The following is a 15,787-nucleotide window of genomic DNA, read 5'->3' on the forward strand; positions in this document are numbered from 1 at the left end:
TAAAAAGATTGCACAAAAGTGGGAGCTTTCGTGCAATCTTGAGGACATTTTATTTGGTAAACAGCAGCTCCCTGTACTTGGGCAACGGCCATATTTCGTCGTCTACTTCCATTTCCAAACGGTCGATATGGTCGCGGATCTGGTCGAGATACGGGCGTACCTTATCTTCGTAGGCAAATGCCCTTTCCTTGTAGTTCTCCATGTGGTTGGCTACCTTTCGCGCTTCGGTCATCTCGCGAACCAGTACTTTGATTGAAGTCACCCGGTGCGAAATCTCACGAATCAGCTCTTTGCGGTCGGCACTCAGCACTTCGTATTCTTCGGCAGGGAATATCTCTTTCAGCCCGCGAAGATTTTCGAGCAACCGGTTCTGGTAGGCAACGGCAGTCGGAACGATGTGATTGATGGCAAGGTCGCCCAATACACGTCCTTCAATCTGGACTTTCATGGTGAATTTCTCCAGTTCCACTTCCAGGCGGCTGTTCAACTCCGTTTCGTTGAAGATACGTTCGCCGATAAGTACGGCCTTAGACTGGTTGTCAACGTAGTGCATCAGGGCTTCCGGGACGTGGCAGATGTTGGTCAGTCCGCGGCGGGCGGCTTCCTGTTTCCATTCTTCGGAATAACCGTCGCCTTCGAAACGGATTGCTTCGGAAGCGATGATTGTTTCTTTCAGCAACCGGAAGATAGCTTCATCTTTGCCTACGCCTTCTTCCATTAATTTTTCTATGGATGCGCGGAACTCGTTCAACTGGTTTGCCATGGCGGCGTTGATAGCAATCATTGCGGCGGCACAGTTGGAAGAAGAGCCTGCGGCACGGAACTCAAACCGGTTGCCGGTGAAAGCAAAAGGAGAAGTACGGTTGCGGTCGGTCGTATCGAGCAGAATTTCGGGGATACGTCCGATGCCCAGTTTCAATGTAGTCTTTTCTTCCGGTGTCATTTTCTCGTTTCCTACCTGGCGTACAATTTCGTCGAGCGTTGCCGAAAGTTGCGACCCCAGGAAGCAGGAAAGAATGGCGGGCGGAGCTTCATTGGCTCCCAGGCGGTGGCTGTTGTTGGCACTCATAATGGAAGCACGCAGCAGGTTCTGGTTTTTATAAACCATCATCAGTACGTTCACCAGGAAAGTCAGGAACAGCATATTTCCTTTCGGGTTCTTGCCCGGAGCAAACAGGTTGATGCCGGTGTCGGTGCAAAGCGACCAGTTGTTGTGCTTACCCGAACCATTCACACCGCTATAAGGTTTCTCGTGCAGAAGCACGTTGAAGTGATGCTTGCGGGCAATACGTTTCATCAAGTCCATGACAAGTTGGTTGTGGTCGTTCGCCAGGTTGCAGTTCTCGAAGATAGGAGCCAACTCGAATTGGTTGGGAGCTACTTCGTTGTGGCGGGTCTTGGCGGGAATGCCCAGCTTGTGACATTCTATTTCGAGTTCCTTCATAAAGGCGGTGACGCGTGGCGGGATAGAGCCGAAATAGTGGTCTTCCAACTGCTGGTCTTTGGCGGAAGAGTGTCCCATCAGTGTCCGTCCGGTGAGGCAGAGGTCGGGGCGTGCATTATATAAGGAAGAGTCGACAAGGAAATATTCCTGTTCCCATCCCAGGTTCGTGTAGACGCGTGTCACGTTCTTGTCGAACAACTGGCAAACTTCCGTAGCCGCTTTGTCTACGGCGGCAAGTGCTTTTAATAACGGAGTTTTGTAATCCAGCGCTTCGCCCGTATAAGAAATGAAGATGGTAGGGATACAAAGAGTCGTATCCACTACGAATGCTGGTGAAGAAACGTCCCATGCCGTATAGCCGCGTGCTTCGAAAGTGTTGCGGATGCCGCCGTTGGGAAAAGAAGAAGCGTCCGGCTCCTGCTGGATAAGTAATTTTCCGGAGAAACGTTCGATAACTCCACCGTCTTCACCGAACTCGATAAAGCCGTCATGCTTTTCGGCTGTTCCGTCCGTCAAAGGCTGGAACCAGTGTGTGTAGTGAGTGACGTTGAGTGACTTTGCCCAGCTTTTCATGCCGTTGGCAATCAAGTCTGCCACTTCGCGACTGATGGGCGTACCTTTTTCGATAGCGTCGGTCACAGCTTTGTAGGCTTCCTTCGGAAGATACTCCTGCATCTTCTTGCGGTCGAACACGTGGCTGCCATAATAATCAGAGAGTTTGTTGGAAGGAGCAGTTACTTCCAAAGGTTTCCGGTTGGAAAGCTCTTGTAATGCAAAAAATCTCATTTTAGACATAAATGGTCTGTTGTTTATCGGTTGATGGCGCAAAATTATATGTTTTTTCTGAAAGTACCCCTATTTTTTAGGGGGTAATTTGAAAAATAAGATGTTTTTTTTGAATATGCCCCCTTCGGACTTAAGGGGGAAGGCTGAACTTTATGGTCGCGACGTAAAAAACACTGGTAAACATATAAGTTTTGTACAGGTCACATCGGTAAGGTATTTAGATAACTTGGAAAATTCTCTGTGACATTTTTGTTTGTATTCTAAGTATTATACGGGGAAAAACAAAAATGTCGCAGAGCTTATTATCAATGCCTTATCTTTAAAAATAGTCTGATTTTAAGATAAGTTTGCAAAAAACAATAGGGAGTTTTTATCTTTTTCGGAATAAAAACTGCATTTTTCTTTTAATTATTTGAATTTCAGTATTTTGATTGTTCTGGTTTCATGATTTCTATAATTTTCCACCTCTGCATATTGTTCCAGTTCTTTAGTCGTGATACCTCGTCCGGTGTTCAGTCCCATTTTCTTATATACCTGTTTGAGCATACTCTTTACTTCCTGAACCGACAATTCAGTCCCTATGGGGAAAGTTCGTTGGATACGGGTTTTCATCTGTCCCGACTTCTTAATGGATTGTTCGCTGCTGACATTTAATGCTGTACGCAACTTATTCTCATTATAGTCGGATTCACGGATAAATTCACCACCAAACCGGCAAAAACAATCGTATATATATCTGTCGGCAGTAGAAGTTATGAGATTTCCCAACATACGTTGATAGCGCTTTTGCAGTTTCTTGTCAGTGGCTCTGCCCATCTTTTCCATCTCTTCCAGTTTGCGGACGATAAGCTCCGCCCGCTTTTTCTTTGCCAGACGGTGCTGGATTGCCATACGCTCATTGTCCGAAACCGGCATGAGGCGTTCTTCATGTGAGAACTCAAAATAATTGGTTTGTTGATAGGCATTACACAACAGTTCGGTAGATGTATATAGACGTTTCACTTGTTCTTTCTCATAGAAATTGGCTATCAGGAACGGGTCTGGTTTTCCGTTCTCGTCCAGATAAGGAAGATAGGAATTTTCTCCGATAGCTTCCTGCAATAATGTCCGTTCGCCGATATTCGATGTCCGTGCCAGTTGTGCTTTCCATCCGTTGAAAACAGTGGCTGCACCTTGAATCCAGCGGTCAATCTCCGGCGAAGACATACATTCCAATTCGGGCCGGATAGAAGCAATATGTGTCACACTGTTTACTCCGCCCCGGAAACGCCCGATGATTTGAATAGCTTCGGTAGCCGGGTCGATAACCGATTGTGCGGCACCGTATAAATCGCTGATGAAAATCACATGCGGGGGATTTTTGCATACGATGTCTACTGCCGAATAGAAACGTGAGGTGAAGAAGTTGTAACGTTCCAGTTCGGTAATCATCATTGATTTTTTGCGTCGGTTGCCTTTCCATAGTTTGTATTGCCCGTCTTCGCTGCAAAAAGTACATGCATTACTCAGTTCGGGTATCAATCGGTAAAAACTGTCTATTGAGTCAATGCTGTTGCAGAAGATGCAGACCGTTCCTCGCTTCGCTTCAATCACTTCCTGCAATGTCTCCAGTACATTATTCGTAGTGATAAGTTTCAGTTTTTGGCGATATGCGTAATCCGGTTTAATCAGTACGCGCATAAAGCCGTCGAAGCGGTTGTCCTTTTCGGGTATGATAGGGGTGGCGGATATCAGTGCCTTGTTTTGGAAATGAAAGAAATCGTTCATCGGTTCGCGGATAGAATCACGGTAATGCACGTCCTGCACTAACTTCTCACATTCATCAAACAGGATGAAGCATTCTGTGTACATATCTATCCCCACCGCTTGCATCGCTTCCTTGATTTTCGTGAAACCTTCGGGAGTGGTCAACAGCTTGTAATGCTTATCACGGTTTTCTTCCAGAAAATCAGCCACTTTCCGGATAGTCACCCCTTTATAGATAGCCAGTGCATTTTTATGTTTCTTCGCTTTCGACTCGATAACAGGCACATTAGGCTCGATAATGATAGATTTCCGCGGTGCTGTCAGTTCGCAATGCGTAGCTCCCAGTCCGGGCAGTAACTTGTTAATGATGCAATTGGTCGGGATAAAGTCTTTACCGGCACGTTTCAATGCATCCGCAAAGTATTCGCCTTTTCGGATGGAGTAGGTTCTGTCGTATTCCATATTGTTCTAGTATTTTCGTTTGTTATGTCTTTCAGGATTATACTTCTCAAATCCTGCCGCAGTTATCCGTCTTTTCAGGCGCTTTTCCGCCTTGAATACAACATTCTTCACTTCTATGGATTCCGCCCGGTGGCTTTCGCCGGGTTCTTTGTCTTCACAGAAACTGCCGTTCAGGGAGAAACTGCCAAAATCGTCCAGATTGAGAATATTGCCATTTTTCAGAATGGCTTCTATACCTTCCAATATCATGCTGAGGTTTTTGTATGCATCGCCTTTGGAAATGTTGTTCTTGAAAGCCAGATATTCTACAAAGGCTTTGGTATCCAGCGTATCCCATGATAATAGCTGCACCCGTACATTTGTTTCTTTGTCACCACTGAAAGTATCCGCAAAGCGGGTTGTCTTGTAAAGTATGCTCATAATAATTCCTTTTAGATTATCACTATTTGCTTGCAGTTGGGCATTCACCGGAATGGACAAGTGTAACTGTGCTGTTGCACAAGTGTATCCGGGTAGTTGCTCAAGTGCAACAGATTAATTCAAGCGGATGAAATTGCTAAAGGATAAGGGGGAATTATTAATCTGTGCGGTAGAAATGATTAATTCTTCCTTATGAATTGGTAAAAACATCTTGTCGTTTATAATATTGCAAAGGTAGAAAAAAAGAATGGATGCGGCAATATAAAATGGATATGTAATATTGGATAAAAAGTAACGCTTCCGGATATGGGCGGAAGCGTTGTTTATTTAGATTATAGGTGTTATATTTGAACTTCGATGCTAAGTTTTCCACCAAGTCCACGTTCTACTATATCACGTAATGTCCCTATGGTAAGATTGCTACCGTCATTTTCTATACGTGAGATAAAAGCTCTTTTTTTATTGATACGGTTGGCTAGTTCTTCTTGTGTAACGTCTAATTTCATGCGGGCATTCTTTATTTGAAAACCTATCATCAAATCAGATAGTTCTTTTTCATAAGCATCACGGGATGGGGTTCCTTTTTCTCCGATAAACTTATCTTCCAATTCTGATAATGTTTTTGTTTTCATTTTCGTTCCTCCTTTTCTTTATAATATTCATTCATAAGACGAATTGCTCTTTTTATTTCTTCAGGTGGAGTCTTTTGTGTCTTTTTCTGAAATCCACTTAATAAAACTACCAGTTTACCTGCATCAAAAAAGCAAAAAACACGAAATATATCACTGCCGAATTTTACACGTATTTCAAATAGTCCGTTTGTGTCTTCAATATATTTGAGATGATTAACGGGCACTCGTTCCACTTCTTCGATAATACGTAATATCTGCAATATTTTACTTACTACCTTTGGTTGCTGCTGACTAAGAAAGTCCTCAAAGAAATTCTTATATGTGATTACATTTCTGTATTTTTTCATAATACAAATGTAACGTATAAGTTGCGTTTAGGCAAATTAATTGATGTTTATTTTATGCAGATGTGAGTATTTAACATTCATGAGGGGTTGTATGATTGATTAGATGGATGATTAATGAATGGTAGCATTGATATTAAAGTTTCCTCTTTTAATAGTTAATATCTGAGTTGTTGGCTATTAATGGTTTGCATGTCAAGTATTAATGGCTTATATATTAAGTGTTAATGATTGAGGTGTTGGTGATTCTACCGATATTTATAGATATGATAGTTGGTGGCCTCACTATGCTAATAGGATATGTCATCATTACCTGTAGAGTAAGGCATAAAAAGAGAACCGCAAGGGACTGTCTGGCATTTCGGATAGTCCCTTTTTTACAGGTAGTTTTCTTCAATAACTCTTTTTAGTACCCCAATCTCCTTGCTTTTCGATATTCTTTTTTATATTTGCCTACGTTAATGAAGGAGATACGACGATTGAGAGATAAAATACTGATAGGATGCATACTATGTATGTTCTCTTTTACTTTAAAGGGGGCAGCCAGTAACTATATAATGAATCCTTATACGCGTCAAAGTATTTCTGCCGATTCCATCATTGAGCGTGTCATGACTTTCGCGCCTTTATATGAAACGATAGTCAGTGACTATCGTGCCAACCTATATATAAAAGGTAAGATGGATATTCAGAAAAAGAATTTTATCCTTCGCTATGTACCTTCTATGTTCCGTTTGCAAAAGGGGGTGCGCGAGTATCTTCTCGAAACTTATAGTGACCTTCATTATACCGCTCCCAATATATACGACCAGAAAGTAAAAGCCTCGCAAGGAACTGTAAGGGGAAACAGAGGACTTCCGGGATTGCTCGAATATTTTAATGTGAATATCTACTCTTCTTCTCTGCTGAATGACGAGCGGTTGCTGTCACCACTAGCCAAGAACGGGCAAAAATACTATAAATACCGGATAGACAGTGTGATGGGAGATCCGAATAATCTGGATTACCGGGTACGTTTTATTCCTCGTACAAAGAGCGACCAGTTGGTAGGCGGTTACATGATTGTCAGTAGTAATGTATGGAGTGTTCGGGAAATACGTTTTTCGGGACGGTCGGAACTTATAACATTCACCTGCTGGATTAAGATGGGAGATGTAGGCAAGAAAAATGAATTTTTGCCTGTGCGTTATGATGTGGAAGCCCTTTTTAAATTCCTCGGAAATAAGGTTGATGGCAACTACGCTGCTTCTTTGGATTATAAATCCATCGAATTGAAAGAAAAGAAAGTGCGCAAGAAAGAGAAGACAAATTATAATCTCTCAGAATCATTCTCTTTGCAATGTGATACGAATGCCTATAAGACAGATGCTTCGACCTTTGCCATCATGCGACCTATTCCTTTAACTGAAAGTGAGAAGAAACTATACACTGATAACAGGCTGAGGCGTGATACGGCTACTATACAGAAGCCATCCAAGAGCCAGGCTTTTTGGGGAACAATGGGTGACCTGATGGTGGAAGATTATAAGTTCAATCTTTCTAATATCGGAAGTGTCCGTTTTTCTCCGTTTATTAATCCGCTCCTGTTCAGTTATAGCGGAAGCAACGGTTTGTCTTATCGGCAGGATTTTCGCTACAACCGTCTTTTCAGGGGCGATAAGTTGCTCCGTATTGTTCCTAAACTCGGATATAATTTCACCCGCAAAGAGTTTTATTGGTCATTGAATGCCGACTTTGAGTACTGGCCGCAAAAACGGGGATTCTTCCGCTTGAATGTGGGTAATGGTAACCGTATTTATAGCAGTAAGGTGCTGGACGAGTTGAAAGCTATGCCGGACAGCATTTTCAATTTCGATTTGATTCATCTCGATTATTTCAAAGACTTGTATTTTAATTTCCGCCATACGGTTGAAGTAGTCAACGGTCTGGATATAAGCTTGGGGTTCTCCGCTCATAAGAGGACAGCCGTAGAGCCTTCGCGCTTTGTGATAACCGGTGATTATCCGATGCCGCCCCCGGAATTTATGGAGAAATTCAAGAATACCTATATCAGTTTTGCTCCCCGTATCCGGGTGGAATGGACGCCGGGACTTTACTATTATATGAATGGAAAACGAAAAATAAATCTCCGTTCCTTATATCCTACGTTCTCAGTCGATTACGAACGGGGTATTAAAGGGGTATTCAAAAGTACGGGTGAATACGAAAGAATAGAGTTTGACCTTCAACATCAAATCCGGTTGGGACTGATGCGTAATATCTATTATCGTTTTGGATTTGGCGCGTTCACCAATCAGGATGAATTGTATTTCGTGGATTTCGCCAATTTTTCCCGTCGTAATCTTCCCGTGGGATGGAACGATGAAATCGGCGGAGTGTTTCAAGTGCTCGACGGACGTTGGTACAACTCTTCCCGTCGTTATGTACGCGGGCATTTCACTTATGAAGCGCCATTCCTTATACTGAAGCATCTGATGAAATATACGCGTTATGTACAGAATGAGCGTATTTATGTTAGCGCCCTCTCCATGCCCCATCTTCAGCCTTATCTGGAAGTAGGATACGGCATCGGCACACATATTTTTGATGTCGGAGTTTTTGTGAGCAGTGAGAACTGGAAGTTCGGTGGAATAGGCTGTAAATTTACATTCGAGTTATTCAACCGATAGTTTTCTACGTTCTTGTTGCATAAATCGAAAGATTTTTCTACCTTTGTATAGAAGAGGATGAGGGCAAAATTTAGCACAAAAGAGGTGTAGTCGCCTCATAAGCACAGGTATTTTCCTAGAAAATAAATTCTTAGGTATAAATACCTAAATTTATTTTAGTAAATAACTCATCCTCTTCTCTCTTTTTTATATACATAATACAAAATGGACGGTATTTTAATAACCATACTTATAATCACAGGTTTCCTGATTTATAAAATGATTTCTTCGAGCAGGAAACAAGAAGGGTATAAAAGATGGAAAGCGACAGCAGGCGGTGGGAAGGAAGAAGATTTTTCCAAATCTAAATCTGAATCCGGGCATGGAGCCTGGCTTCGACGAGCTTTAGGAGTGACAGTTCCGCGTGCTCCGTATGTTCCCAAGTTTGATGAAGAAGCAGTCGTCTGGTGCGCCAGGCTATTGGGCGTAGAAGCAAACAAGCTGAAAGAAATACTTGAAAATATCCCTGCCCATTACCATGAGTTTTGGGTGAGAAAAAGAAAAGGCGGGTATCGGATGATTTCCGCTCCGCGTAAAGAACTACAATCTATCCAAACGACTATTAACTCCCGAATCTTATCATCGGTGACTACCATCCATCCGGCATCAGTCGGCTTCCGGTGCAGACATTCGGTGGTTGACAATGCCAGCCCTCATTTGGGAAAGCGGTATGTGTTGAAAATGGATATTCATGATTTTTTCTTTTCTATACGAAGTCCGAGAGTGAAGAATACATTCGAGATGATGGGCTATCCGGCGAACGTGGCGAAAGTCTTTAGAACCTTGTGTTGCCTGCGTAATTGTTTACCTCAGGGAGCTCCTACAAGTCCGTCATTGAGCAATATTGTCGGCTATGAGATGGATAAGAAATTATCTGCGTTGGCAGCAGAGTATGGGTTGACATATACCCGCTATGCCGATGACCTGACTTTCTCCGGCGATGTGTTTCCAAAAGACCAGATAATTCCCCGGATTAAACAAATAATCCGTGACGAGAAATTTGAACCGAATCATAAAAAGACTCGTTTCTTGCATGGGTATGACAGGAAGATTATCACGGGAGTATCTATAAGTTCCGGTGTGAAACTGACGATACCCAAAACAAGAAAGCGGGAGATTCGGAAGAATGTTTATTTCATTCTGACAAAGGGATTGGCGGAACATCAACGTAGAATCGGTTCCAACGACCCTGCCTATTTGAAACGGCTTATCGGGGAACTTTGTTATTGGCGCTCGATAGAACCGGACAACGCTTATGTATCCGATTCTATTATTGCCTTGAAACGTTTGGAACAACGGTATTAGTCAGCCTTAAACGGTATTAATAGGCAATCGTTACCCGTTCATTTTCCATTTTTGCATAATTTCTTTTCACAGCTTCGCGGATTCCTCTCTGCATGGCAGCGTCTATGGTCGAACCCATGCGGGGAAAACCGAATGTCTGCGCACATGCTTTTACCAAATCTGCTGCAGGCAGGCTGATGGAGTCGGTTAGTATCTGCCGGATAGCATTGGCTATTTCTTCAGGGGGAATATCTGTTACATCCCGGTCGGAAACCGGGCGGTAAGCCGGATACGAACAACATTGCTCTTTATCTTTCCAACAATAAACATATCCGTCATGTTCCGTGCGGCAGATATTCAGTGTATCAAGAATAGCTTCTATGTGAGCTTCTATCCGTGGCCCCAGACGGCTGATTCCCCATTCAGCTAGAATCTTCTTACAAAGTAACGATTTACTGACAGGAGCTTCGTTCTCTATAATTTTCCGTATTTGGGAAGTAAGGATGGGGGAACTTTCCGTGAGGAAGAAATCTTCGGACAGATATTTGTCCGGAGTCACTTCGGCGGATTTATACTTCTGTTGCCTGCTTGGGGCAACGGGAACAGCAGTCGGTTGTTTTTCAGCAGCAACTGGAGATGCTTTGAGAAGAAATGAAAGCTCATTTGTATTCCCTTCGGGGGGTGAAACAGACTCCTTGTTTTGTTTCTCTTCTGTTATGACCGCCGGAGTAGTATTTGTCTTAACATTATAGGTTTCACTACTTGCTTTTGATGCTTTCTTTTGGGAGATTGCTTCCTGTATGGACGCAATTACTTCATCCGGTTTTTCCCACCAGTCCATTGTCCATATGCGGCAGATGTTCCAACCGAGTGCTTTCAGGACATTATTCTGAACAATTTCCCGGTCGCGTGCGGTTTTAGTACGCTTGTAATTCTTCCCGTCGCAGATAATGCCTAGTTGGTAATTAGACTCGTTTAGGGTATCTACTATGCCTATATCTATTTTATAACCTGAGCATCCGATGTCGGTATGCACGGTATATCCCAGTGAACGCAACTTGTCGGCAATGATGTTTTCGATAGAAGCAGATGTTTCTGATAGTGAATTGTCTGAACTGTTGATTACATTCCTTGTTCCTTTCTCTGCGTATTCAAGGAAACGTTTTAGTCCGGCTACTCCAATGGAAGAAGTCCGGTTCAAGTCTATCATATCCGACCGTAGAGTAGAGTAAATAATCATCTCGTACCGGGCACGGGAGACTGCTACGTTGAGTCTTCTTTCTCCACCCGCACGGTTTAGCGGGCCGAAGTTCATGCTGACACGTCCTGCGGCATCCGGGCCGTAACCTACCGAAAAGAGAATCACGTCCCGTTCGTCTCCCTGCACATTCTCCAAGTTCTTGATAAATAGCGGCTCTTCACATTCCAAGGCAAGAGTTTCCAGTTCGGGATGGGCGATAAAGAGGTCGGACAGTAAATCTTCTATTAAAGCCTGCTGGACGATGCTGAAAGTGACTACGCCGATGCTTTTCTTCCTTAATTCATCGTTACTCAGCCTTCTTGCTATTTCATCGACTACTGCTTGTGCTTCCGCCCGGTTCTGACGCGATTTTCCTTTGTCATAATAACCGTTAATATTCACCATTCTGACCTTGGATTCGATATTGTCCGGAGAAGGGAACGTCATCAGCTTATTGTCGTAATATTCGGAGTTGCTGAAAGCGATAAGGCTCTCGTGTTTGCTTCGATAGTGCCACAACAGGTACTTGGAAGGAATGGACAAGGCGAGGCAGTCATCAAGGATACTCTCCAAATCTTCCATTTCTATATTCTCTTCGTCAGTGGTATTGACCGAGAAGAAATTTGTCGGTGGCATCTGTTTCGGGTCGCCTACAATAACCACATTCTTCCCTCGGGCAATGGCGCCTACGGCTTCATAAGTCGGCATCTGCGATGCTTCGTCAAAGACTATCAGGTCAAATTTATCCGCATCCGTATCAATGAATTGGGCAACGGAAAGAGGACTCATCAGCATGCACGGGCACATACGCGACAACAACGTCGGAATTTGGTCGAACAGCTTACGGATGGATATACCGCGTGCATTGTTGCGGATGTTCTTCTGGAGTATGCCAACTTCGGAGCTTTGAATAGCTTCATGAGTGAAGGATGGAATATTGGAAGCCAACCTGGCAAACAATTCCTTTTTAGTGGTTTCTTCGAATTGAGTGGATATTAGCTTGTACTTCGCTATAATATCATTGAATATTTTGCCATTGAATAACTCCAAAGTCGGTTCTTTGGAAATGATATACTGAATGGCTGCCTGATAAAAACTCTTGTAGAAACTGCCGGTAAGTTGAGCGGTAGGGATATTCTTCTCTTTATATTCCGTAGCTATAAATCCGATAGTAAGTCTGTCGAGCGTCCGGTAAGCTTGTAGCCACTGATACCAGTCTTTGAGCTTATCCAAATTCTCTTTCCATGTTTGAGCTTTTGATATGCCTGTGTTTATCCAATCGGTAGAATTTATATAAAGCTCTACTATTGAAATGCCTAGAGTGCCGGAAAGTTTGTGCTCTATGTTCACGAGTTCATTCGAATACCGGTAGATTTCATCGAGAGAATGGGTATGAATATCTCTGAATGTTTGTATTCCTTCAGCCAGTTGTACAGACAGGTTGCGTTTGATTTGTGAGACTTTGGCGATATCTTTCGAATAACTCAACAAATGCGAATGAAGAGAAACCATGTCATTGATAATCTGTTCAATTGTATTCCAATCTTCATTCTTGCCGAATCGTCCGAATAGGGCAGGCAGTTGACTTGCGTATTTCTGAACGGCTTCTGCTTCTTCCTGGTATTGGACAATCTGGTGGAGCAACGGTTTGATAGTATCCGGCTCGATGGCTTTCAGCGCATATGCATGGAGTGCTTTCTTTATTTTTCTTTGTCCGAAATATCTGGGAATAAACCACTGGGCAGATACCCGGTTCCACTCGGTTAACATTGCTTTGGCGTTCGCTTGCAGGATTTCTTTAGTGAATCCGGTTTCAATCGTCTTTCTTAGTTCGTCACGTTTGCGCCCATGGTTCACTACTTCACGATATTCATCAAGAGTCTCGTTCAGTGATGGAAGAGTCAATAATCCGGGAGTAAGTTCGGGAATATCAAGTATGTTTCGGATAATGTTCGCAATCGTTTGAAAGTCAGCGCGTGTGGGATGCATTTCCGTATCTGCCAAAAGAGCGGAGAACGCGGTTAATTTCTGTCGGATAGCTTGCAATAAGTCTGTAAAGTCGGTGAGTGAACGCTCGGCTTCGTCCTTTCCGGCAGAAGAATATTCTGAAATAGAGATACCCGTCAACGGATGCCGGTAAGGGTGTCCGCACGCATTGGCTGTGCGTACCAAAGATTCAATGGCGTCTTCCCATTGGGTAAATGTTTCTTTATCCAATGTCTCCAAATAGGATAGGGGAATATCGAAACAAGGCTCGGCATCCGATGATTGATAATGAATAATCGCATCATACAATGAAATGCCGAACGGATACTCTTTATGCAAGGCTTCGATGTATTTATTCAACTCTGCCCGTAAACCAAGTAAGCGTTCCGCTTCTTTCTTGAATTCTTCGGGCGGCGTCTGCCTGATAATTTCAGTCGTCTCTTTCAGTTGTGAGATAACCGCAGATTTCTTTGTTTTGTTAGAGTGGATTTCCAGACAGAACGGAGCAAGACCGATGGCGGCCAATCTGTTTTGAACAACAGAGAGGGCAGCCATCTTTTCCGCTACGAATAGCACACGCTTTCCTTTATAAAGTGCGTTGGCGATAATATTGGTGATGGTTTGTGATTTACCTGTTCCCGGTGGGCCGTGCAGGATAAAAGTTTGGTCGTGCACCGCTTCGTATATGGCTTCCAATTGGGAAGAATCGGCGATGATAGGCAATACGATATCGGCAGGAGACAGTTGCTTGTCCATGTAACTTGCGTCTATCTCTTCCGTAGCAGCTTCCCATTCTATCTTTCCGTTGATGAGGCTGGATACAATCTTGTTCTGAACCAGTTTGTGGGCATTATTGTGAATATCATTCCACATGATGAACTTATTGAAAGAGAATATGCCCAAAATAGCTTGCTCTTCAACGTCCCATTTGCGTTGGTTCTTGATGCAGTTTCGGATGATGGAGTAGATTAACTTTACGTTTACACCGCTTCCGTCGGTAGGCAACGGGTCTAATCCGGGCACGCTGATGCCGAAGTTTTGGCGGAGCATCTCCAATAATGTAATATTCATCATAGTTTCCTCTTCGCGGGAACGGATGACATATCCTCTAGCTGCCGATTTGCGGATGATTTCGACCGGAAGCAGCAGTATCGGCGCATAACGCGGGCGTTCGCTGGAAGGAGTCTCATACCATTTTAGCAATCCCAACGCAAGATAAAGCGTATTAGCTCCATTCTCTTCAATAGATGTCCGCGAAGAACGGTAGAGATGCGTCAATGCCTTGCCTAAATCATTCTCCGATAAGTAAAAACGTAATCTTTTCTGCGAAAGCTCCGAATTGACAAAATCAACAATCGGATTGGACTCGGAAACAGAGGAATAGATGCCGAACTCCATAGCCGGACTTTCCCAGTCGGCAGGGCGGTGAAGGATACGGAACTCTTCCCCGTCTGCCAAAGCATCTTCCAGACTGGCAAGATTTGCCGGGATTAGTTGGAGCGTATTTTTAGTAATACGGATATTCAATAGGTTATTGCGCAGGCTTAAATCGAGGAGCCGCCTTTCCCATATTACCAGTTTGGTTATGGCTGTCTGGGTATCGCTGCCTGATAAATCATAAGGATTGATACTTTGCGGTGTAATATGAACCGTATTCTTCTGAATAGTCAGTGAGTTTTCGTCTATTTCCCAAGTCTGTCCGTGTAATATGCGTTGGGGGATAGGGCGGATTCCCGAGTGTCTCGCCCTCTTCACATCTACCGCAAGTATGAAATGAGTACCTTCTTTCAGCTTGCCGTCCGCTTTCTTCACGGCATCGTCGAAGTCGGACTGATGCCCCATATTCATACAGGTCGTTTCTACTAAAGTGATGTCGTAGATTCCTTCCGCCGTCCTTTTTGTTAATAAAGAAACATCGTCTATCGTAGGGTCGGGAAAAGTCTCCGGCACTAGCCAGGCTCCTGCGAAAGCATGCCCTTGGGTAATGATGACAAGCGCGTTCAGCCCGATAGCTTCCAGGCACGAAGCATAGAGCAAGGACATATCCAGGCAAGTTCCCAACTTCTGAGCCATTACGGAATCTGCCAGCCGGACACGTTGCCCGTACTCCTCAAAACTTGCGGGAACGGTGCTGTATATAATCTGCTGTTCTGAGATGGCGGTATAAATAGCCGCCATTTGCTTTCTTACCCTGTCCGGGTTACGGCTCTGATATTCGTCGAGAGACGGGCTGTCCGTCCACTGTCCTAAGATGGCAGCCGCCCTTTTTATAATAGGTAAGATAGCCGTGTGGTTGGGAGTGATAAAGGCGGCCAGCATTTCGGGGAGCACATTGAGTCCGCCCCATTGGTCATAAGCCAGCATGTCGATAGGGTAGGTCCGGGTAAATATCAGCGTTGCCTCGGAAGTGATTTCTATCTTTAAGTTACCGGATAAACGCTCGGTCAGTTGCGTGAAATAATTGGCAGATAACGTGAGACTGGGTGATTGCAGAGATACCGTACTGTTAGCCGGAATCTGCTCGATAACCGTCGGGACAGCATTGCCGAAAGCCGGTTCAGTCGTGATTAGCACTTGTATGTCCTTTAGCGGGGCAGAGGTTATGTTCTCAATAGAAAGTTGATGAATGACCGGTGCACTGTTTTGTTGTATCGCAAAATTAATGAGCGGCAAATAGCCGAATTGTACCTTGACTTTGTCCAATCTCTCGTCCATGGCAAAAACTGTATAAATTA

Annotated in this window: 8 protein-coding genes; 2 read left to right on the forward strand and 6 right to left on the reverse strand. The window is 43.9% G+C overall.

What is annotated here, in order from left to right; all coding sequences use genetic code 11:
* Positions 1-49: 49 nt before the first annotated feature.
* The 5 genes from BacF7301_RS11465 to BacF7301_RS11485 all read right to left on the reverse strand — a co-directional run bounded on the left by BacF7301_RS11465 (position 50) and on the right by BacF7301_RS11485 (position 5,837).
* Positions 50-2,239 (reverse strand): glutamine synthetase III family protein, encoded by a 2,190-nt coding sequence (locus tag BacF7301_RS11465; protein WP_167962898.1) that lies wholly within the window; start codon positions 2,237-2,239, stop codon positions 50-52.
* Between the two features lie 399 nt (positions 2,240-2,638).
* Positions 2,639-4,438: a hypothetical protein gene (locus BacF7301_RS11470; protein WP_167962900.1), complete on the reverse strand. Its 1,800-nt coding sequence runs from the start codon at positions 4,436-4,438 to the stop codon at positions 2,639-2,641.
* 6 nt (positions 4,439-4,444) lie between these two features.
* A complete protein-coding gene (locus BacF7301_RS11475; protein ID WP_167962902.1) occupies positions 4,445-4,858 on the reverse strand; it encodes an HU family DNA-binding protein in 414 nt (137 codons plus the stop codon).
* 341 nt (positions 4,859-5,199) lie between these two features.
* Positions 5,200-5,490 (reverse strand): helix-turn-helix domain-containing protein, encoded by a 291-nt coding sequence (locus BacF7301_RS11480; RefSeq protein WP_167962904.1) that lies wholly within the window; start codon positions 5,488-5,490, stop codon positions 5,200-5,202.
* Positions 5,487-5,837: a type II toxin-antitoxin system RelE/ParE family toxin gene (locus BacF7301_RS11485; protein WP_167962906.1), complete on the reverse strand. Its 351-nt coding sequence runs from the start codon at positions 5,835-5,837 to the stop codon at positions 5,487-5,489. Before BacF7301_RS11485 ends, BacF7301_RS11480 begins: the two co-directional genes overlap by 4 nt.
* 458 nt (positions 5,838-6,295) lie before the next feature.
* Here BacF7301_RS11485 and BacF7301_RS11490 point away from each other — a divergent pair, with 458 nt between their 5' ends.
* Entirely contained in the window at positions 6,296-8,503 is a 2,208-nt protein-coding gene (locus BacF7301_RS11490) for a DUF5686 family protein (RefSeq protein ID WP_369805651.1), read from the forward strand.
* A 204-nt stretch (positions 8,504-8,707) separates the two neighbouring features.
* Positions 8,708-9,847 (forward strand): retron St85 family RNA-directed DNA polymerase, encoded by a 1,140-nt coding sequence (locus BacF7301_RS11495; RefSeq protein WP_167962908.1) that lies wholly within the window; start codon positions 8,708-8,710, stop codon positions 9,845-9,847.
* 16 nt (positions 9,848-9,863) lie between these two features.
* Here BacF7301_RS11495 and proA read toward each other — a convergent pair whose 3' ends face one another.
* Entirely contained in the window at positions 9,864-15,767 is a 5,904-nt protein-coding gene (proA, locus tag BacF7301_RS11500) for an anti-phage protein ProA (protein ID WP_245208448.1), read from the reverse strand.
* Between the last annotated feature and the right edge of the window lie 20 nt (positions 15,768-15,787).

The organism is Bacteroides faecium (assembly GCF_012113595.1).
Lineage (GTDB): Bacteria > Bacteroidota > Bacteroidia > Bacteroidales > Bacteroidaceae > Bacteroides > Bacteroides faecium.